This window comes from Candidatus Avelusimicrobium fimicolum (assembly GCF_021632165.1).
GTDB lineage: Bacteria > Elusimicrobiota > Elusimicrobia > Elusimicrobiales > Elusimicrobiaceae > Avelusimicrobium > Avelusimicrobium fimicola.
In genome coordinates, this window is record NZ_JAJWTS010000008.1 from 46,550 (window position 1) to 64,465 (window position 17,916).

General features: G+C 48.0%; 15 protein-coding genes and 4 tRNA genes. 14 read left to right on the forward strand and 5 right to left on the reverse strand.

What is annotated here, in order from left to right; genetic code table 11:
* The first annotated feature begins 169 nt into the window (after nucleotides 1-169).
* The 5 genes from ACQY2K_RS04450 to pth all read left to right on the forward strand — a co-directional run bounded on the left by ACQY2K_RS04450 (nucleotide 170) and on the right by pth (nucleotide 4,533).
* Nucleotides 170-727 carry a type IV pilin protein gene (locus ACQY2K_RS04450; protein WP_428040899.1) on the forward strand — a complete coding sequence of 186 codons (558 nt, stop codon included), beginning with the start codon at nucleotides 170-172 and terminating at the stop codon, nucleotides 725-727.
* Nucleotides 728-902: 175 nt separating this feature from the next.
* Nucleotides 903-2,306, forward strand: a complete 1,404-nt coding sequence (gene glmU, locus ACQY2K_RS04455; RefSeq protein WP_428040900.1) for a bifunctional UDP-N-acetylglucosamine diphosphorylase/glucosamine-1-phosphate N-acetyltransferase GlmU — start codon at nucleotides 903-905, stop codon at nucleotides 2,304-2,306.
* Nucleotides 2,299-3,243, forward strand: coding sequence for a ribose-phosphate diphosphokinase (locus tag ACQY2K_RS04460; protein ID WP_177746706.1), 945 nt, complete (start codon nucleotides 2,299-2,301; stop codon nucleotides 3,241-3,243). Before glmU ends, ACQY2K_RS04460 begins: the two co-directional genes overlap by 8 nt.
* Nucleotides 3,244-3,270: 27 nt before the next feature.
* On the forward strand, nucleotides 3,271-3,969 hold the full coding sequence (locus ACQY2K_RS04465) for a 50S ribosomal protein L25 (RefSeq protein WP_428040901.1): 699 nt from the start codon (nucleotides 3,271-3,273) through the stop codon (nucleotides 3,967-3,969).
* Nucleotides 3,970-3,972: 3 nt separating this feature from the next.
* Entirely contained in the window at nucleotides 3,973-4,533 is a 561-nt protein-coding gene (gene pth / locus ACQY2K_RS04470) for an aminoacyl-tRNA hydrolase (protein WP_428040902.1), read from the forward strand.
* A gap of 76 nt (nucleotides 4,534-4,609) precedes the next feature.
* Here pth and ACQY2K_RS04475 read toward each other — a convergent pair whose 3' ends face one another.
* The 4 genes from ACQY2K_RS04475 to dapA are packed head-to-tail and all read right to left on the reverse strand — an operon-like array spanning nucleotide 4,610 to nucleotide 8,467.
* On the reverse strand, nucleotides 4,610-6,025 hold the full coding sequence (locus ACQY2K_RS04475; RefSeq protein WP_428040903.1) for a UDP-N-acetylmuramate--L-alanine ligase: 1,416 nt from the start codon (nucleotides 6,023-6,025) through the stop codon (nucleotides 4,610-4,612).
* Complete coding sequence (locus ACQY2K_RS04480) at nucleotides 6,022-6,696, reverse strand: dihydrodipicolinate reductase C-terminal domain-containing protein (RefSeq protein ID WP_177746715.1); 675 nt, start codon at nucleotides 6,694-6,696, stop codon at nucleotides 6,022-6,024. Before ACQY2K_RS04480 ends, ACQY2K_RS04475 begins: the two co-directional genes overlap by 4 nt.
* On the reverse strand, nucleotides 6,693-7,571 hold the full coding sequence (locus tag ACQY2K_RS04485) for an aspartate-semialdehyde dehydrogenase (protein ID WP_428040904.1): 879 nt from the start codon (nucleotides 7,569-7,571) through the stop codon (nucleotides 6,693-6,695). Before ACQY2K_RS04485 ends, ACQY2K_RS04480 begins: the two co-directional genes overlap by 4 nt.
* A gap of 8 nt (nucleotides 7,572-7,579) precedes the next feature.
* On the reverse strand, nucleotides 7,580-8,467 hold the full coding sequence (gene dapA, locus ACQY2K_RS04490; RefSeq protein ID WP_428040905.1) for a 4-hydroxy-tetrahydrodipicolinate synthase: 888 nt from the start codon (nucleotides 8,465-8,467) through the stop codon (nucleotides 7,580-7,582).
* A 98-nt stretch (nucleotides 8,468-8,565) separates the two neighbouring features.
* Here dapA and sppA point away from each other — a divergent pair, with 98 nt between their 5' ends.
* The 6 genes from sppA to ACQY2K_RS04520 all read left to right on the forward strand — a co-directional run bounded on the left by sppA (nucleotide 8,566) and on the right by ACQY2K_RS04520 (nucleotide 16,553).
* Nucleotides 8,566-9,696 (forward strand): signal peptide peptidase SppA, encoded by a 1,131-nt coding sequence (sppA, locus tag ACQY2K_RS04495; protein WP_428040906.1) that lies wholly within the window; start codon nucleotides 8,566-8,568, stop codon nucleotides 9,694-9,696.
* 1 nt (nucleotide 9,697) lies between these two features.
* On the forward strand, nucleotides 9,698-10,261 hold the full coding sequence (locus ACQY2K_RS04500; RefSeq protein ID WP_428040907.1) for a hypothetical protein: 564 nt from the start codon (nucleotides 9,698-9,700) through the stop codon (nucleotides 10,259-10,261).
* A 151-nt stretch (nucleotides 10,262-10,412) separates the two neighbouring features.
* Nucleotides 10,413-11,069, forward strand: a complete 657-nt coding sequence (locus tag ACQY2K_RS04505) for a TetR/AcrR family transcriptional regulator (protein WP_428040908.1) — start codon at nucleotides 10,413-10,415, stop codon at nucleotides 11,067-11,069.
* Nucleotides 11,070-11,074: 5 nt separating this feature from the next.
* On the forward strand, nucleotides 11,075-12,451 hold the full coding sequence (locus ACQY2K_RS04510; RefSeq protein WP_428040909.1) for a TolC family protein: 1,377 nt from the start codon (nucleotides 11,075-11,077) through the stop codon (nucleotides 12,449-12,451).
* Entirely contained in the window at nucleotides 12,435-13,343 is a 909-nt protein-coding gene (locus ACQY2K_RS04515) for an efflux RND transporter periplasmic adaptor subunit (RefSeq protein WP_428040910.1), read from the forward strand. Before ACQY2K_RS04510 ends, ACQY2K_RS04515 begins: the two co-directional genes overlap by 17 nt.
* Before the next feature lie 6 nt (nucleotides 13,344-13,349).
* Complete coding sequence (locus tag ACQY2K_RS04520) at nucleotides 13,350-16,553, forward strand: efflux RND transporter permease subunit (protein WP_177746730.1); 3,204 nt, start codon at nucleotides 13,350-13,352, stop codon at nucleotides 16,551-16,553.
* A gap of 540 nt (nucleotides 16,554-17,093) precedes the next feature.
* Here the strand turns inward: ACQY2K_RS04520 and ACQY2K_RS04525 are convergent.
* Nucleotides 17,094-17,165 (reverse strand) — tRNA-Cys (locus ACQY2K_RS04525).
* Nucleotides 17,166-17,508: 343 nt separating this feature from the next.
* On the opposite strand from ACQY2K_RS04525, the gene ACQY2K_RS04530 reads away from it, so the two are divergent.
* The 3 genes from ACQY2K_RS04530 to ACQY2K_RS04540 all read left to right on the forward strand — a co-directional run bounded on the left by ACQY2K_RS04530 (nucleotide 17,509) and on the right by ACQY2K_RS04540 (nucleotide 17,807).
* Nucleotides 17,509-17,579: transfer RNA gene (locus ACQY2K_RS04530), tRNA-Gly, on the forward strand.
* A 39-nt stretch (nucleotides 17,580-17,618) separates the two neighbouring features.
* Nucleotides 17,619-17,691 (forward strand) — tRNA-Thr (locus ACQY2K_RS04535).
* A 43-nt stretch (nucleotides 17,692-17,734) separates the two neighbouring features.
* Nucleotides 17,735-17,807 (forward strand) — tRNA-Thr (locus ACQY2K_RS04540).
* The last annotated feature ends 109 nt before the right edge of the window (nucleotides 17,808-17,916 follow it).

The window sequence follows — 17,916 nt, forward strand, 5'->3', positions numbered from 1 at the left end:
GACTTGCTGTCCTCCGGTTGTGTGTAAACTGTCATTTCCAGGAAGAAGCAGTGCATCGCACAAAATTGTCAGCTTGGAAGGGGATATCTCCGGTGCAATGGATTGATTTGGTTCTTTTTTTTTGATAAATTGGATGAAAATACACTTTATCAAAAATGGAGGGCGGTACATGAAAGACGCATTGACGAGCAGGATAGGCGGGTTTACGCTTCTAGAGCTTTTGGTGGCAGTCTTGATTATTGGTGTTTTGGCGGCCATAGCGGTGCCACAGTATGAAAAAGCAGTCATTAAGGCCCGGTATACGGAAGCGCGTATAATGATGAAGAAGATACAAGATAATTACCATATGCTGGAATTATCTGGTGCAGAGATGCAATACTGGGTCACGTTGAAGGAATCTTATATAAAATTAGATGCAAACAGCGTCTCCATGCTGTTAGAGGATACGGGTTTAAAAGAACTTCCGCCGGGACCTTATGAGGCGGAGGGAGAGCATTTTTATTATCAATGGAATGATTTGCAGTTGCGTGTGTTTGAGAAGCCTCCTAAAGGTACTTCCACCCCCGGCGGGTATTGGCGGTATGCCGTTAGCGTTAACTGGAGAACCCCAAATCGTGTTATCTGTGAGCCACTGGTAGACTATGTCGCTGCAGCAGAAGGTGAAAAAGTCTGCAGAGCATTATCCGGTGGCAAGCGGTCAGACAGTGGGAGTTATCTGGTGCATTAAAAGGTATTCACCTTGGAGTATAAATGCTACAATACTTTTAATGCCCCGCCTATGGCAGGAAGTGCCAACACTCCGGCTTTGCAGATTTGGCGGTTTATTGGTATAATATTTATATAATTTGTTCCTGATTTTTCATTAACAAGTTAGATTCTTTTTTAGGCAAGAGTTAAACAAAATGGTAGCCAAAAAAAATCTGTGTGTACTCATCTTGGCGGCCGGAAAGGGCACCCGGATGAAATCTCCTCTTCCCAAACCGCTTCACCTGGTTTGCGGAATCCCGATACTTGCACATATTTTAAAGGCGGCCCAGGAATTGGGTCCCGCCGCTATCGGCATTGTGGTCGGCCACGGGGCTGACGAAGTTGTTTCGGCTGTTAAGGCCGGGCTGACCGATTGGGGCATTACTGCCCCGGTAGTGTTTATTCCGCAGACGGATTTATCCGGCTCTGCTTCCGCTGTAAAAGCCGCGGTGCCTCTCTTGCAAAAATTTGAAACGATAATGGTGTTAAACGGCGATACTCCGCTTTTGAAAGCCAAAACGCTTGCCCATATGGCAGATGTGTTTGAAGGCGGCGAAATGGGAGCGTTGGTTTTAGGCGTAAATGTACCAAATCCTACGGGATACGGGCGCATTATCCGCGCGGAGGACGGCGCGTTTGAAAAAATTGTAGAAGAAACCGACGCCGACGAGGACACCAAAAAGATTTCCGAAATCAACAGCGGTATGTACGTTTTTAATTCCAAAGCCTTACAAGCCGCGCTTATCCAGTTAACTCCGCAAGGGCCGAAACAGGAATATTATTTAACCGACACCTTGGCTTTGATTAAAGAAATGCAAAAGCCGGTCTTGGTATTTGCCGGGCCGGACTACCGCGAAGCCCTTGGCGTGAATAGTAAGGCGCAACTGGCCGAGGCCGAGCAGATTATGCGCGACCGCGTAGCCCACGAGTTAATGGACGAAGGTGTAACCCTGGTCCGCCCGCACGAGGTGTTTATTGATCCGGGCGTAAAAATCGGTGTGGATACGTTCATTTGCCCCGGTTGCTATATTTGCGGCAAAACGGTTATCGGTAAAAATTGCACGATTGAGGGCAACGTCTATATTAAAGATTCCATTATTGGTGATAACGTAACCCTTAAAATGGGAACGTATATTGAGGAGTCCGAAGTGGCCGAAGAATGCCAGTTGGGGCCTTATGCCCACCTGCGCCCGAAATCCGTGTTAAAGAAAGGTGCGAAGGTTGGCAATTTTTCGGAAATTAAGAAATCTGTTATTGGGGAAGGGTCCAAGGTCAACCATTTAAGTTACATCGGCGATACCCAAATGGGCGCGGGTGTCAATATCGGTGCGGGAACCATTACCTGCAATTACGACGGAAAAAACAAACACCAAACCGTCATCGGGGACCACGCTTTTGTGGGGTCCAATGTAAATTTTGTAGCGCCTGTAACGGTGCACGAATATACAAAAATCGGCGCGGGTTCAACCATAACCAAAGAGGTTCCGGCGGAATCATTGGCTATTGCCCGCTCGCGCCAGGTCGTTCTAGAAAACAAAGGTATCAAAAAAAATGACTAAAAGCGTAAACGGCGATTTGAGAATCTTCTCCGGCAATTCCAACATTGCCCTGGCTCAAAAGATTTGCAATCACCTGAATATGGAGATGGGAAAGTTGCGCGTGGAGCGTTTTGCCGACGGCGAAATTGACGTGCAGATTTTGGAAAGTGTGCGCGCGCACGATTGCTATATTATTCAGCCCACCTGCCCGCCCGTCAACGAAAACTTGATGGAACTTCTCATTATGATTGACGCGTTCAAACGCGCCAGTGCAGGGAAAATTACAGCGGTGCTCCCCTATTTCGGTTATGCGCGTGCAGACCGCAAGGCCTCTCCCCGTGTGCCGATTACGGCCAAACTGGCCTCCAACTTAATTACTACGGCCGGGGCGGACCGCATTATGACGGTAGATTTGCACGCAGGCCAAATTCAGGGGTTCTTTGATATCCCGGTGGACCACTTGCGCGCCCGCAAAGTATTTTTGGATTATTTTAAAGATTTTGATAAAAAAGATATCGTGGTTATCTCCCCCGACGTGGGCGGTGTGGAACGCGCCCGCAAATTTGCCGCCCGTATGGACGCGGGGCTAGTGATTATTGATAAACGCCGCCCGAAACCGAACGAAGCCGTGGTTTATAACGTTATCGGTGATGTAAAAGACAAAGTGGCGATTATTTTTGACGATATCGTGGATACGGCCGGCACGCTGACCACCGTAGCCCAAAAAATCAAAGAACGCGGCGCGCGTGAAATTTACGCCGTCTGCACGCACGGGTTGCTCTCGCGCAACGCAATGGAAAAGATTAACAAGTCCGATATTAAAAAATTAATCATTTCCGATTCGCTGCCTATCCGCGACCTGGGCCCGAAAGTGGACGTACTGTCCGTTTCGTACTTGCTGGCGGACGCCATTAAACGCAACCACGATGGCCGCTCTATCAGCGATATGTTTAACTAAATTTTGTAAATACTTTGGAGGAAACAAATGGAAAAAGTAAATATTGCTGCCGAATCCCGCGAAGGAATCGGTGTCAAAGGGGCTCTTTCTAAAATCAGAGCCGAAAAGAAAGTACCGGCCGTAATCTACGGCGGTCATAAAGAACCTGTTAGCGTAACCGTAACCGTAAAAGATTTGGATAAAATCGTTAAAGCCGGTAAAAACACGCTGGTAGAAATTGCCTTGGGCAAAGACAACGAACTTGCCTTGGTAAAAGAAATCCAATACCACGCTGTAACCGACAACCCGATTCACGCCGATTTTCAGCGCGTTAGTATGAAGGACAAAATGGACGTTATCGTTCCGCTCAAACTGGAAGGTACGCCTGCCGATGTGGCCAACTATGGCGCTATCATTGAACACATTATGCGCGAAATTGAAGTCCGCGCCTTGGTAAGCGCTATCCCGCACGAAATTGTGCTTGATATTACGCCGATGACCATCAACAAAGGTATTGTCGCGGGCGAAGTGAAATTGCCGGAAGGCGTTGAACTTTTGACCGATCCGGAAGCCCCGGTCGTACACTTGATGATTCCGAAAGAAGAAGAAGCCCCTGCTCCTGCCGCGGCTGATGCCGCTGCTGCGCAGCCGGAAAGTTCTTCTACCAAAGGCAAAAAGGACGAAGAAGGCAACCTCACCAAGAACGCTGCCGCCGCCGCCCCTGCCAAGGACGCTGCGAAGAAATAACCTATGCAATATCTCCTGGCTGGGCTGGGCAACCCCGGAACCCAATACGAGCATACGCGGCACAACGCCGGATTTATGGTGTTGGACCACGCTGCGCGCCAATGGGGGGCCGAGTGGAAAGCCTGGCAAAACCTGGGAGTGTATGCCAAGGTCTTTGTGGCCGGGTGTGATGTCTTTCTCATCAAACCATCCACTTATATGAACGAATCGGGTCGGGCTGTATCCAGCCTGGCCCGGTTCTACAAAATTCCGCCGCAAAATTGCCTGGTTTGCTTTGATGATGTATCGCTCAATGTGGGCAAATTGCGTATCCGCAAAAATGGCTCTGCGGGCGGACAAAAGGGTATGAAGAGCGTGATTGAGCAGTTGGGTACGCAGGAAATTGCCCGTCTGCGCGTGGGTATTGGGCCAAAACCCGAAAAGTTTGATTTGGCCAATTTTGTACTGTCTAATTTTCCCAAAGCAGATGCGTCTTTGTTGGAAGAATCGCTTAACCGCGCGGTGGAAGCACTGGAAGTGTTTTTAAAAGACGGCATAGAAAAGGCGATGAACCGCTTTAATTAATATAAATTTGTTTAGATAAAACACCGCCCCGGAGTATTTTTCACTCCGGGGCGGATTTTCGTATATTACGGCAAGGTTATTTGGTGTAGGCCATACAACAGTTGCCCAACATGCAGGTTTTGCACGGCTCTGCCGGCTGGCGGTCTTTTAAAGAAGCCAACAACTTGCGGGCAAAATCTGTTAAAGTGGGGTCGCGCGCACCTAAAACCAGCAAGATATCCCCCGGCTGTGCCGCTCCGGCCATTTCTTGCAAAATGCGTTCGCGGCAGTCGTCGTAACTTACGTTTGTGCCGCGCGCCTTTAAGCCCTCAAAAATCGTCCGGCAGGAAATCCCTTGCGGAACCGTTCCGCCCGGATAATACACCTCGGTCAGCCACAGGTGGTCATTGGGGCCGATATGGTTAGCAAAACTGTCCACAAAGTCCGCTGCCAGCATTTTGATAGAAGTAAACGCGTGGGGCTGGTAAAAGGCCAGCACGCGTTTGCCGCGCAAGTGGGCCGCTTCAATGGTGGCTGCCAGTTTGTGCGGGTTGTGGGCAAAGTCATCTATTACCTCAATTTTGTTGTAACTGCCTACACTGGCAAAACGGCGGGCAATTCCGGTAAATTTGTTTAATGCCTTGGCACAGGTTTCCAAATCTACTCCCATTTGCAGGGCTACGGCTACCGCCGCAGTGGCGTTGCATACATTGTGAAGGCCCGGAATATGCAGGCGGAAGGGTTGTCCTTGAATCGTAAAATCCGAGCCGAATCCGTCGGCCTTGATTTCGCTCGGGTGTATGTCGCCCAGAGAAAGCCCGAAGGTTTTGGCTTGGGGAGCCAGCACGCGCAGGTTTTCTTCTTCGGCATTAATAATAGCCGTTTTACAATGGGAGATAAACTCTTTAAAATATCCTTGTAAAATATTGATTTCTTTATGGTCTTTTTGCAGATTTAAGCAAAGGCCCAAATGGGGATGGTATTTGACAATAGAGCCGTCGCTTTCGTCGGCTTCAATAACCAAAATATCGCTATTTCCCTTATATACATTGCCGAAAACACCCTGTTCTTTTTGCAAAGACAAAATAGATGCTCCCGTAATAACGGACGGGCTTAATCCTGCAAAAGCCAAAATGTCGTAAACCATAGCGGTCGTGGTGCTTTTGCCGCTGGTGCCGGAAACGGCAATGGTGCGGTGTTCCGCCACATGTTTGGCCAATAGTTCCGAACGGTGCATAGTGGGAATGCCCAGGGCCTTGGCTTTGATAATTTCGGGGTTGGTTTCCTCAATGGCCGAGGACAAAATAACCAAATCGGTTTTGTGGTCAATGCCGCTGCCGTCTTGCGGAAAGAGTTGTATGCCCAATTTTTTAAGATATTCCCATAAGGCCATATCGGTATAACCTTTGCTGATTAAACGGTCGGACCCGGTTACCTGGTCCTTGCCCATAGCGTGCAGTTGCGCCAGGGCGCTCATTCCTACACCGCCAATACCTACGAAGTGAATTTTCATTTGCGTTTTTCCTTCAATTTAAATTTTGCATAGTCCGACATTGTGTAAAACCCGCTCTCGCGCTTCATCAGCCACAGGGCTACCTGTATAGCCGATTCGGCAAACAAGTCCCGGTTTTTGGCCTCGTGCGTGAGCGTAATTTCATCAAAGGGGGAAACAAACTTAGCCGTGTGCGTGCCCACCGTTTCGCCAATCCGTTCGTAAGTAACGGCTTCATATGGCAGGCCGATTCCGTCGGCCAAAGTTTTGGCTGTGCCGCTGGGGGCATCTTTTTTATGGATATGGTGTATTTCGTGCAGGGCGGCCGAATATTGCGGAAACATTTTACCTGCCAGGCGTACCAGTTCGGTAAAGAAATAAACGCTTAAACTGACGTTTGGGGCATAAAAAACAGGTATTTTTTCTTCTGCCTGCATTTGGAACAAAAAGGTTTCGGGCAAATTCGTGGTGCCCGTTAAAAAAGGCCGGCGGTGCTTATGCGCAATAGTAAAGGCTTCCTGCGCGCCCTGCGGGGTGGAAAAATCAATCACAATATCAAAATCGCCGATTACCTTTTGTCCGCTTTCGCGCTTAACGGCTACGGAGAGTCCCCATTGGGGGTTGGTTTCAATTAAGCGCGTAATGGCTTTGCCCATTTTCCCTTCCGCGCCGTTTAATAAAACTTTCTTCATACAAAACGCTCCAATAACAGTTCTGCAATTTGGCGGCCGTTCATCGCGGCCCCCTTTAATAAATTATCAAAAGTTACAAAATAGTGAATTACATTTGGTTCTTCTACATCTTGGCGCAGGCGGCAGATGTAAGTGGTTTCTTGTCCGCTGGCTTCTTTGGGGGTAACTACGCTTTCGCTGTATGATAAATTCGGAAAGACGTTCCACTGTTGCTTTACCTGGGCCAAGTCAAACGGCTCCTTGGCTTTTACGGTAACGCCTAACGAGTGGGAATTTTCCACCGATACGCGCACCGTGTGGCAATATACTTTTAAGCCCGGAAGCCCTAAAATTTTGCGTGATTCGTACAAGCCCTTTAATTCCTCGGCGGTGTGGCCGTTGGGTTGCACCGAGCCGATAAGCGGCACGCAGTTGTTTTCGTAATAGGACCCGGGCGTGTGAAAATCGTCCAACAGTTTTTTGCCCCCGCCGCTGATGGCCTGGTAAGAGCAGAAAAAAACTTCCTCAAAATGATAAAACGGTTTAAGCGGGGCCAAACTCATTACAAGCCCGGTAGTTGTGCAGTTAGGGCTTGCGATTAAGCGGGTAGCAGGCGTAATGTCCTGCGGGTTAATTTCCGGAATCACAAGAGGTACTCCCGGTGTCATACGGAACTCGGAGGACATATCCACTATGTATTTTACGCGGTCCTTGATTAGGGGAGCCAATTTTGCGCTGACAGGGTTGTCCGTGCATAAGATAGCAACATCCAGGGGTGTGATTTCGTCCTCGCGCCCAAAGGTTTTAATTTCAACGGGTGTTTTAAGTTTTTTGAGTTCGCGGAGCATATTCTGCCCCACCATCCCGTTAATGCCGATAATTCCAACGGTTTTCATAAAATTCCTTATTTAATAAATAAATTGTTATCTGCCGTTTGCAATAAACGGTCAATCTTTTGCTTGTTTTCTGTGGATATTTCTCCCAGCGGCAAGCGCACGGCTTCCGTGCCGAATCCGATTTTGGAAAGCATATACTTTACGCAAGTGGGATTCGTTTCCAAATAGCAGGCTTTTATAAGCGGATAAAGTTGTGCAAACAAGGCAAAAGACTCTTTTGTATGGCCCTCTTGAAAGAGTTTATAAATTTGCACAAAAGCAGGAGCAAACACATTGGCCGCCGCGCTGATAATGCCGGAGGAGTTAAGTGCCAGATACTGCGGGAATAAATCGTCGTTTCCACACAGATAACTTAACTTGCTGCTATATTTTACGGCGGTATCGGTAACGTGTGCCATATCATAATCGGATTCTTTTACCCCTGCAATTTGCGGTACTTCATTTAGTAATCTGTCCAAAGTTGCGGCAGCAAGTTTTAAACCTGTTCTGCCGGGAATATGGTATAAAATAACCGGCACTCCCAAAGCCGCCGCTTGTTTATAATGGGCAACCAGCCCGTTTGGATTGGGTTTATTATAATAAGGCGTAACGATTAAAACCCCGTCCGGTTCAAACGCAAGCGCGGCGCGGGTGTTTTGTACAGTAGAAGCGGTATCGTTCGTGCCTGTGCCGATAATTATTTTGGCGCGGCCTTTTATGCGAGGGGTGCAAAAACGTAAGATTTCGGTCTTTTCCTCGGCTGACAAAGTAGCGGCTTCGGCGGTAGTGCCTAACAATACAAAGCCTTCTATCCGGGCGGCCAGTTGCGCCTGAATTAAACGCTCTAAAACGGGATAATCCACTTGGCCCTGCTTCGTAAAAGGGGTGGCAAGTGCGGTGTAAACTCCGGTAAACATAACGCCTCCTGAATATGTTTTGCGCGCAAGAAGAACTGCCCATATTTTAGCAATTTAATTTGTATAATTAAGTAACAATTTTAATGAAAGGATATTTTATGCCAGAAAACGATAAAACAAACCAAACCAATACGGATATCAGCCTTCCCAAAGAAGAGTGGGAAAAGAAGTTGTTAGAAAACGAAAAAACGGCCTTCACGGAGTTTCCGCTCCCGCAAGACCCTAACGAAAAAAAGCCCGCAGACAAACACGCCGTACACGGCATTTGGGCCGCGCTGTTGCTGGCCGTTTTTGCCGTTTCTGCGGTATGCGGGGTGTATTTAACGGTTAAGCCTGTGGCTAAATGTGCTCCTGCCAAAACGGCCGAGAAGGAGGATAACACTTCCAAACTGGCGGCGGCATTTGTACGGTCCAAAGGGGAAAAGGGTATTGCTTGGATTAAGGTCCGCGGTGTGATTGCGCAGGATAATAATTCCTCTGCGTTTTCCCGTCCGTCCGGGGCCTCCTCTATCGCTAAAAAAATCCGCGAAGCGGGGCGCGATGAAAACGTCCAAGCCATTGTGCTGGATATCAATTCTCCCGGCGGCACGGTGGCTTCCGTTCAAAACATTTACAGCGAAATTTTAAAAGCCAAAGAGAAAAAGAAAGTTGTAGCCTTGTTCCGGGATGTGGCGGCAAGCGGTGGCTTTTATATTGCTATGGCGGCGGATAAAATCGTGGCGGAGCCCGGCACGATTACCGGTTCGGTGGGAGTGATTATGCAAACGAGCAATGTAGAAGGTTTGTTTGATAAAATCGGCGTAAAAGTTACCCCGATTACCTCCGGCAAATATAAGGATATGGGGTCCGCTTTCCGCCCGATGAGTGATGCCGAAAAAGCCATTTTGCAGGATATGGTAAACGATACTTATACGCAGTTTTTTGCGGCCGTAAAAGCAGGGCGGCCTAATGTAAAACCCGAAGATTTGGCCGAATATACCGACGGGCGTGTATTTACAGGCCAGCGTGCGTATAACTTGGGCTTTGTGGATAAATTGGGCGGCGAGGAAGAGGCCCGTTTATTGGCGGGCGAACTGGCCGGGATAAAAGACCCTAAGGTGCTTGTTTCCCGCCCGGACGGATTGCGGGAACTGATTTTCTCGTTCGGTTCGTCTATGGAAAACCAAACGCTTGCCAAACAGTTGCAAACGCTGGCGACACCGAGCGTGTCCTATTTGTGGGTGAACTAATATGAATTTGCTTAAATCGTATTTTAAGTATATGGACGACCCCTCCGGCGCGATTACGCAACTGGCTGCGGAACGCTCTCTTTCCCGCGCGTGTATGGGTTATTTTGCGGCCACGCTGGGGTGGGTGCTGTTCTTTAATATCGGCGACGGCATTAGCCCGGTGGCCTTGCTGTTAAAATTATTTGTGGTGTTTATTGCTGAACTGACAGCGGGTTATTTTATTGCGTCCCTGTGCGGGTTATTTTTGGATTTTAAACATATCAAATCCTCGCCTGCCGAGTTGTTTGTGCTGATTGGGTCTGCGGGATTTATTAAAGGCTTACTCGTGGCTTTTGCCCTGATTTCCGCCGCTTGGCCCGGCGCCGGGCTTGGCTTGCTCGCTCCGTTTGCCCTGCTTCTGGTCTTGGGGCTTCAACTGGGCTATTTAACGCGCTCATTAATGCGCCTGTGCGGAGTCAGCGCGGCCCAAGCGTTGACGGCTTGGCTGTTCGGCTTTGTCCCCGCGTTGGTGGCGGTGGTTTTGCTCGGCGTGTTTTTTTTGTGGGGGATTGCCCTGCTGTTTTAAAAAGGATAATTGTTGCGTTCGCCCCGGTTTTTGCCGGGGCGTTGTTATTTTATATGGAATATTTTAGGCCTTGCCTGTGTTTACATATGTACAGGGATTATCATTATTTGGTAAAATATTACCGACCGGTAAGTAAAATTATTTGAATTATATGAAAAAACAAGAAACCGAAAAAATAGATAAGTCCGAACGTGAAAATCATATGCGGGCGGCTATTAAAAAGGCGGCGTTTCACTTAATGGCAGAAAAGGGCTTGGACAAAGTGTCTATGCGCGAAATTGCCGAAAAAGTAAACGTAACCAAGCCTGTCCTTTATTATTACTTTAAAAATAAAGAAGATTTGTGCCGCAGTATTATTGAAGAACACGAACAACTGTTTAGTCAACTGTTGGACCGCGTGTCCGAACACGCCAGTGGTCCGGCGGAAATACTAAACGAAGGGTTAAAATCCCACTTGGATTTTTTTACCAAGGACCCGGTTCACTCTAAGTTTGTTTTGCAGATGATTTCTTACACCTTGGATGTGGACCTCAAAAAACTCCCGCCGAAAGAAAAACCTTGCGTGCAGGATATGTTGGCCAACGCTTTAAAGCGGGAAGAACAAAAAGGCAAACTCCCGCCCGGCAGCGTGATGGATATTATCCGTCTGGCATCGGGTATTTCGGCGGAAATTATGTTTAGCGCGTATCTTACGCAGCACGTCAATCCCGCCTCGTACCGCGGGGGATCCTTTGACCGGCAAACCGTAGAACGGTTAGTCAAAATCATTTTACTTGGTATTCAAGCATACTATAAGGAAACAAAATAAAACATATGAAAAAATGGGTATTACTCGCGCTTATGGCAGCATATGCGCCTGCGTGCCTGGGGGCTGCTCCGGGCAAAGCGGCAAACAATTTGTTTGCCGAACGTGAAGAGGTAGGGGGGGAGAAAATTACCATTTCCGATGCAATTCGGATGGCACTCTCGGACAGTTACCAAATCATTGATGCACAAAAGACGAAGGAAATCTATGAACAGCAACTTTCGCAGTCGCGTTCCGGTTACTATCCGTCTTTGTCATTGGACGGTTCGTATAGCCGCGCTCTTAAAAAGGGCAAAATTATTATGGGCGCCCAAAGCATAGAAATCGGCCAAAATAATACATACCAAGCCGGGCTGAACGCCTCTTACGTTTTGTGGGCGGGCGGGCAAATCCGCAACTCGGTCAACCTGGCAAAGGTGGGCGCAGAACAGGGCCTTTTTAACTTGCGCCACGTGCAAGATGTTGTTACCAAGCAGGTGGTGGGATTCTGTTATGACATTATTTATGCCGCCGCTTTAATCCGCGTGCAAGAGGAGTATTTGGATATTGCTAAACAACATTTAGAAGAAGCCCAAGCCAAATACAAACAGGGCCTTGCCAGCAGTTTGGATGTGCTGACCCAAAAGGTAAAGGTGGAAAATATTGAGCCTACGGTTTTGCAGGCACAAAAGAACTTTGAACTGGGCAATTTGTATTTGCGCCAAATTTTAAACCGTGACCCGGAAGACCGCATTTATTTAACCTGGACACAAAAAGATTTGGAACTGCCGCAAACGCCGTCTTTGGATGAGTTATATAATTTGGCTATGGAAAAACGGCCCGAATTGAAACTTTCCAAATTAGCCGTTGATGCGGCGCATTACAACGTAAAGATTGCCCGCGCGGGCCATATGCCGGTGCTTGCCTTAAACGGGAATTATACCTATAACGGCGTAACCGATAACGGGTTTCCGCAGCATAAACAAGATTATTATTGGTCCAGCGCGGCCGGAGTAACATTGAGCGTTCCGTTATTTGAAGGGTTTAAAGTATCCTCGCAAGTGGCGCAAAAGGAACTGGCTTACGAACAGGCGGTGGTTGCGTACCAAAACAAAATGAAGAACGTGCGTATCCAAGTAAAAGAAGCGTGGCTGAATTTGGAAGAAGCCCGCTCCCGCATTGAGGCCACCAAAGGCGTAGTGGAACAGGCCCGGGAAAACTTGAACTCGCAAATGAAGCGTTACCGAGCGGGGCTTACGAGCCAGTTGGAAGTCAACGACGCTATTTCCAACGTGAACGATTCCGACTTGAAATATGTGCAGGCTGTATATGATGGGGCGATTGCCCTTTCCGATTTAAAATTCGCCGTAGGTGTAGAGGTAAATTTGTATGAAAAAAAGAACTAAAAGAAGAATTATATGGGGGGTAGTAGCCCTGGCTTTTATTTTGGCCTTGGTGGTCATTTTTAAGCCCAAAACATCCGGTCCGTTAGACGGTGTGGCTAAGGACGTTTTCTTGGTAAAACAGGAAACGGTGCAAAAACGCACTTTGAAGCACGAACTGTTAATGTCCGGCAGTATCAAGGCGTTGGAAGAAGCGACTCTTTTCCCGCGCGTGAACGGTAAATTGCTTAAAAACGTCTTGCGCGAGGGAGACGCGGTCAAAAAGAACCAAACAGTTTCTTTAATTGAGCGCGACGAAGTGGGTGCCGTGTACGAGCCGGTAGTCGTGCCGTCCACCATTACGGGTGTAGTCGGCCGCGTATATTTGGACCCGGGCGCCAACGTAACGGTTTCCACGCCGGTAGCATTAGTAGTCAACCAGGAAAAAGTGCGCGTAGCGGTGGATATCCCGGAACGCTACATTGGCGAAATTTATAAGGGCCAGCCCGCCACTTTGCGCGTGGATGCGCTCCCCGGCAAAGAATTTGAAGCCAAACTGACGATTATCAGCCCGGTGGTAGATTCCACCAGCCGTGCGGTAGCCGTGGAGTTTTATGCCGATAACACCAAAGGGTTGTTGAAATCGGGTATGTTTGCCAAAGTGGATATTACCTTGTCTGAAAAAACAAACGCCGTTTCTGTTTCTAAACAGAGCGTTTACACGGACGAAGAAACGAACGAAACATATGTTTTTGTTCCGTCCGCTGACGGCAAAACCGCCGTACGCAGAAACGTAAAGACGGGCTTTATCAATAGCAATCACTTGGAAGTGAGCGAAGGTCTTTCCGCGGGTGAACAGGTGCTTACGTTTACCTATGGTTTGAAAGACGGCAGCAAAATTGAATTGGAAAAATAATTAAGTATGGCTGAAAATAACAACAATTTACAAGCGTCCAATGCGCTGGAAAAGGAGAAAATGAAAAAAGGCGGTTTTACCGCCGTCTTCATCCGCCGCCCGGTAGCCACTATTATGATGTGTTTGGCTATTGTGGTCATCGGGTTGATGTCCTATTCCAGTATGGGTGTGGGTATGTTCCCGAACGTGGACGTACCGTATGTGCTGGTGCAAACCACTTTGGCGGGTGCCAGCCCGGAAGAAATTGAAACTTCCGTTACGAAAATTATTGAAGAATCCGTCAACCAGGTGGAAGGGATTGATGAAATCAAATCCCAAAGTATGGAAGGCGCCTCTTTGGTAAGTATTAAGTTCTTGATGGATAAAGACGGCGATGTGGCCGCCCAGGAAGTGCGCGATAAAGTGGAACTCATTAAAAACGAACTCCCGGACGGTACAGAAGCCCCCGTGGTGCAAAAGTTGGATATGGACTCCATCGCCGTATTGAACGTAGTGGTATCCGGTGACCGCGACATTGTGGAACTGACGGAAATTGCCAAAAAGAAGGTAAAAGAAAATATTGAAAATATCCGCGGCGTAGGTGCCGTGAACATTGTAGGGGGCCGCGAACGCGAAATCCATATTACGGTCAACCCGCTGAAACTGTTTTCTTTAAACCTGCCTATCAGTGACGTTGCAGCCGCGTTGGCCGACCAAAACGTAGAAATTCCTGGCGGACGTGTGGAACAGCAGCACCAGGAATATACGTTGCGTATTTTGGGCCGTATCCCGGACGTGCCGTCCTTTAATGATATTTTTATCGCTAACCGCAACGGCGCTTCCATTAAAATCGCCGATATCGGCTATGCCGAGGACTCCGGCGAATACGAACGCGAATCCACGTTTTTAAACAAACGCCGCGCCGTAACCTTGGAAATTACCAAACAGTCCGGCACAAACACCTTGGCCGTTGTGCAAGGCGTAAAAGATAAGTTGGAAAAAATTAAACCCACGCTTCCGGCGGACATATCCCTCTCTTTGATGATGGACCAGTCCGGCAATATTAAAGCCTCTGTTCACAGCGTGTTGGAACACTTGGTTCTCGGCGGTATTTTAGCCGGTATTATGGTGTTCTTCTTTATGGGTTCTTTGCGTTCTACGTTTATTTCGTTCTTGGCTATGCCGATTTCCATTATCGGCTCATTTATCTTTATGAATATGGCCGGGTTTACGATTGATACAATGACGCTTCTGGGCTTGCTGGTAGCCGTCGGTATCGTAATTGACGACGCTATCGTCATGTTGGAAAACATCTTCCGCCATATGGAAAAATACGGCAAAAGCCCGAAAGTGGCGGCTATTGACGGTTCCCACGAAATTACCTCTACGGTAGTGGCGACCACGCTGTCTATTTTGGTAATCTTTCTGCCGTTGGCTTATATGAGCGGTATTGTGGGCCGTATCGTAAACAGTTACGGTATGACGGTAGTGTTCGCTATTGCTCTTTCCGGTGTGGTGGCCCTGACGCTGACGCCTATGCTCTGCGCCAAGATGTTAAAGCAGGAAAAGAAAACAAAACTGGACCTCTTTGTTGACGGTGTAAATAAAAAATTAGTGGATTGGTATATTCCGCTTTTGGATTGGTCTATCCACCACCGCAAAATAATGGTTTCGCTGGCGTGCTTGTGCTTGGTGTTGTTGGTGCCGATGTTGGCGCGCGTGGGCGGGGAATTTATGCCTACGGATGATAGCGGTAAAGTGCAGGTCAGCATTGAAGCCCCGGTAGGGACCAGTTACACCGATACGCAGGATATTTTAAAGCAGATTGAAAAGGATATCCGCCGCTTGCCGCACGTCAAGGATACCTTGGTGGCGGCCGGGGTGTCTTCCAGCAGTTTCGTGTCCTCTAACCCTTCCAACAAAGGGTATGTGCGTGTGGAGTTTGAAAGCCGTGATAAACGCGACGGCGTAACCACCAAAGAATATTTGGATGCAATTCGCGAAATGATGAAGAAATACAAAGGATTGAAAAGCAATTCTTATGTAGTCAGCGAAACGCCGTCCTCCGGTTCGTACGAGTTGGAATTTGTTATTTCCGGTCCGGATATCAATAAGTTGAGCGAATACAGCCAGGCGATGGTACAGCAGTTGTCCAAGGACCCGCGTTTTATTGACGTGGACACTTCGCTAGACTTGTCTAAGCCGGAATACCGCGTAGTCATCAACCGCGAAAAAGCGCAGAACTTGGGCGTTAAGATTACGTCTATTGCCTCTGCTCTGCGTACTATGGTAGGCGGCGAAGATGATATTACTAAATACAAGGAAGGCGACGACCTGTATGATGTGCGTGTCCGCGTAGCCGAGGAATACCGCGATACCAAAGAAGCCATTTCCGCTTTAATGGTTCCCGGCAAATTAAACGGCAAAGATACGATTCAGCGTTTGGACAGCGTAGCCTATATTGAAGAAGGTACCGGCCCCAGCCAGATTGACCGCCATAACCGCCAGCGCCAAGTAACCGTACAAGCCAACTTGAACGGAATTGATACGCGCTCTGCCTTGGCGATTATGAACGATATCTTCCACCGCTTAAATGCGGGGGCGGAATACTCGGGCGGTGTAACGGGTATGTCGGAAGAAATGACGAAGATGTTCTCGTCGTTCCTTTTGGCGTTCGTGTTGGCGTTCTTCTTTAAATATATGATTCTAGCCGCGCAGTTTGAAAGTTATACGCACCCGGTGGCCATTATTGTTTCCCTGCCGCTGACATTGCCGTTTGCGGTGCTTTCCTTGTTCTTAACGGGACAATCGCTTAACTTGTACAGTTTGTTGGGTATTTTTATGTTAATCGGTGTAGTCAGTAAAAATGCTATTTTGCAGACCGATTATACCAACCAACTGCGCGCCCGCGGCTACGGACGTACAGATGCTATTTTGCAGGCAAACCGTGTCCGTTTACGCCCTATCTTGATGACGACGCTTACGCTGATTATGGGTGTGGCGCCGATGATTTTCTCCAACGGCGAAGGCGCCGACCAGCGCCGCAGTTTGGCGATTGTTATCGTAGGCGGGCAGGCGCTCTCTCTGCTCGTTACGTTGCTGATGACCCCGGTTACTTATATTTTGATGGACGAACTGGGCGATTGGTTTAACTATACCTTTAAAGGGATTCCTTATCCGGAAGATAAGAGCAAAACAGAAATTTTGCCCGAAGTGCCGGAAGAAGATTAATCCTCACAGGAAAACAGCAAACCCCCGCTTACGGTTTTATGATAAGCGGGGGTTTTTATTTCTTTTTCTCGTGGGAGAAAAAGAAGCAAAAAGACCAGCGGGTCAGTGCCCATAAAAGGCAGTAACGGCGGGTATTTTTACAACTCGCTACGCTCAAACAAGTAAAAATACTCCTCCGCCTTATGCGCCTTTTATAAACGGGCCAAGACCCGCAAAATCGTATGGAACCTTACGGGATTATTTGGCAAGAATTTAAGATTACTTCGTGTAATTGGGATGGAAAGCCCTTGATGTCTTTGCTGTTTAGCCCGCCCTTACGTTGCTGATAAAAAGCGAGAGGAACGGGAGAATATTTTGATTTGTTTGAGCCCGGTAGGGCGAGTTGTCAAAATATCCGTTCCGCTCTGCTTTTTATAACGTGTTGGGCGGCGAGTTTTTTGCTTACTTTTTGTCGGTACAAAAAGTAAGGGTAATAAAGAAAAACTATTTTTTGGCAAAAAACAACCCTGCGTTATCTTTCAACACAGGGTTCAAATCGTAAGGTGCGGGCGGGAATCGAACCCGCGAATATGAGTTTTGCAGACTCACGCCTTACCACTTGGCCACCGCACCGTAACATCAAATCGGTAAGACCTAACTATTATAGCAAAAAAATTTAAATTTAGGAAGAAAAATATAAAAGTATAAAATTGGGTCTTGATTTTTTGTGCTTTGCCGCTATACTAGCCATATGGGAGTGCCACCATCGCCCGTTTTTGGGTACAGCCTCTTGTAGGGGACAAGGCCTCCCACCTTTTTAGCCCGGCCCGAGCGGCCGGGTTTTCTATTGCGAAATTTATTTCTTTTTTGTATAATAAATCAAAGGCTCCCGATTGGGGGCCGTTTTTCGCGGGGCTTTTGGCCAAAACCCTTTTGTAATTGAAGATTTTTTGATATAATAAAGTAAATGCCTTGCGCGGGCGTAGTTCAATGGTAGAACACTAGCCTTCCAAGCTTGATACGTGGGTTCGATTCCCATCGCCCGCTTGGCAAGGATGCAAAAAGCCTGTAAGGGCCAGCATAAATGCTGGGGTAGCTCAGTCGGTAGAGCATCTCCATGGTAAGGAGAAGGTCGTGGGTTCGATTCCCACTCCCAGCTTATAGATTTGGCAGTACCGCCCGAATCCGGGCGAGGACGTAATGCTGGGGTAGCTCAGTCGGTAGAGCATCTCCATGGTAAGGAGAAGGTCGTGGGTTCGATTCCCACTCCCAGCTTGTTTTGACAAACTAAACAAAGCAGTAAAAATTAACAACAGGAGAACTAAACACAATGGCAAAGGAAAAATTTTCCCGCAGCAAACCGCACGTGAACGTGGGTACGATT

Bases quoted from the DNA above. Each gene is read 5' to 3' on its own strand.
- ACQY2K_RS04450 (WP_428040899.1), top strand. From the start codon at position 170: ATGAAAGACGCATTGACGAGCAGGATAGGCGGGTTTACGCTTCTAGAG.
- glmU (WP_428040900.1), top strand. From the start codon at position 903: ATGGTAGCCAAAAAAAATCTGTGTGTACTCATCTTGGCGGCCGGAAAG.
- ACQY2K_RS04460 (WP_177746706.1), top strand. From the start codon at position 2,299: ATGACTAAAAGCGTAAACGGCGATTTGAGAATCTTCTCCGGCAATTCC.
- ACQY2K_RS04465 (WP_428040901.1), top strand. From the start codon at position 3,271: ATGGAAAAAGTAAATATTGCTGCCGAATCCCGCGAAGGAATCGGTGTC.
- pth (WP_428040902.1), top strand. From the start codon at position 3,973: ATGCAATATCTCCTGGCTGGGCTGGGCAACCCCGGAACCCAATACGAG.
- ACQY2K_RS04475 (WP_428040903.1), bottom strand. From the start codon at position 6,025: ATGAAAATTCACTTCGTAGGTATTGGCGGTGTAGGAATGAGCGCCCTG.
- ACQY2K_RS04480 (WP_177746715.1), bottom strand. From the start codon at position 6,696: ATGAAGAAAGTTTTATTAAACGGCGCGGAAGGGAAAATGGGCAAAGCC.
- ACQY2K_RS04485 (WP_428040904.1), bottom strand. From the start codon at position 7,571: ATGAAAACCGTTGGAATTATCGGCATTAACGGGATGGTGGGGCAGAAT.
- dapA (WP_428040905.1), bottom strand. From the start codon at position 8,467: ATGTTTACCGGAGTTTACACCGCACTTGCCACCCCTTTTACGAAGCAG.
- sppA (WP_428040906.1), top strand. From the start codon at position 8,566: ATGCCAGAAAACGATAAAACAAACCAAACCAATACGGATATCAGCCTT.
- ACQY2K_RS04500 (WP_428040907.1), top strand. From the start codon at position 9,698: ATGAATTTGCTTAAATCGTATTTTAAGTATATGGACGACCCCTCCGGC.
- ACQY2K_RS04505 (WP_428040908.1), top strand. From the start codon at position 10,413: ATGAAAAAACAAGAAACCGAAAAAATAGATAAGTCCGAACGTGAAAAT.
- ACQY2K_RS04510 (WP_428040909.1), top strand. From the start codon at position 11,075: ATGAAAAAATGGGTATTACTCGCGCTTATGGCAGCATATGCGCCTGCG.
- ACQY2K_RS04515 (WP_428040910.1), top strand. From the start codon at position 12,435: ATGAAAAAAAGAACTAAAAGAAGAATTATATGGGGGGTAGTAGCCCTG.
- ACQY2K_RS04520 (WP_177746730.1), top strand. From the start codon at position 13,350: ATGGCTGAAAATAACAACAATTTACAAGCGTCCAATGCGCTGGAAAAG.